The organism is Thiocapsa sp. UBA6158, assembly GCF_002423035.1.
GTDB lineage: Bacteria > Pseudomonadota > Gammaproteobacteria > Chromatiales > Chromatiaceae > Thiocapsa.
The window spans coordinates 1-1,133 of sequence record NZ_DIUM01000061.1 but is presented as its reverse complement, the minus strand read 5'-3'; the positions used below and the strand labels follow the sequence as shown (position 1 = coordinate 1,133).

General features: G+C 65.4%; 1 pseudogene. It reads right to left on the bottom strand.

The features are described from left to right. Positions 1 to 1,133, bottom strand: a pseudogene (gene rpoB / locus B4N44_RS08625) (DNA-directed RNA polymerase subunit beta); the annotation flags it as partial.

The following is a 1,133-nucleotide window of genomic DNA, read 5'->3' as shown; positions in this document are numbered from 1 at the left end:
CCAGGCTGTACGGCCCGGTGGAGCGCGCATGCATCTTGTCGTCGACCAAGTGGTTCAGCTTGATGATGTACATGTAGCCGACCGTGACCGGGCGCTCGAAGGGATCGCCGGTGCGCCCGTCGTAGAGCTGGGTCTGGCCGCTCGGGATGCCGATATCCGAGTTGTCGCGATCGGCAAGCTTGAGCATGGCTCGGATCTCCTCCTCGGTCGCGCCGTCGAACACCGGCGTCGCCAGAGGCACGCCGCGCGTCAGATGACGCGCCAGCTCGAGGATCTCCTCGTCGGTGAAGCTGCCGAGATCCTCGCGCTTGCCGCTCGTGTTGTAGATCTTCTCGAGGAAGGCACGCAGCTCGGCGACCGCGGTATGCGCCCGCAGCATCTTCTCGATCTTCACCCCGAGCCCGTTGGCCGCCCAACCCAAATGGGTCTCGAGCACCTGCCCGACGTTCATGCGCGAGGGTACGCCGAGCGGGTTCAGGACGATGTCCACCGGCTCGCCGTCCGCCGAGAAGGGCATGTCCTCGATCGGCACGACTTTCGAGATCACGCCCTTGTTGCCGTGGCGACCCGCCATCTTGTCGCCGGGTTGGACGCGGCGTTTGACGGCCACGTACACCTTCACCATCTTGAGCACGCCCGGGGCCAGATCGTCGCCGCTCGAGATCTTGCGCTTCTTGACCTCGTAGCGATCGCGGAATTCCTCGCGCTGCTGCTTGATCTGAGCCGCGACGGCCTCGAGCTGAGTCGCGACGTCTTCGGCACGCATGCGGATCTCGAGCCACTGATCGCGCGAGCCGTTGGAGGCAAGCTCCTGCAGATAGGCCTTGGTAATCTTCGCGCCCGGGGCCAGGTTGCGCGGGCCGCCGTCGGCGACCTTGCCCACCAGCAGTCGCTCCACGCGCTGGAAGGTGTCGTTCTCCATGATGCGTTGCTGGTCGGCGAAGTCCTTGCGCACGCGGTCGAGCTCCATCTCCTCGATCTGGAGCGCACGCTTGTCCTTGTCCACGCCGTCGCGAGTGAAGACCTGCACGTCGACGACCGTTCCGCTCATCCCGGAAGGCAGGCGCAGCGAGGTGTCCTTCACGTCGGACGCCTTCTCGCCGCAGATCGCACGCAGCAGCTTTTCTTCCGGC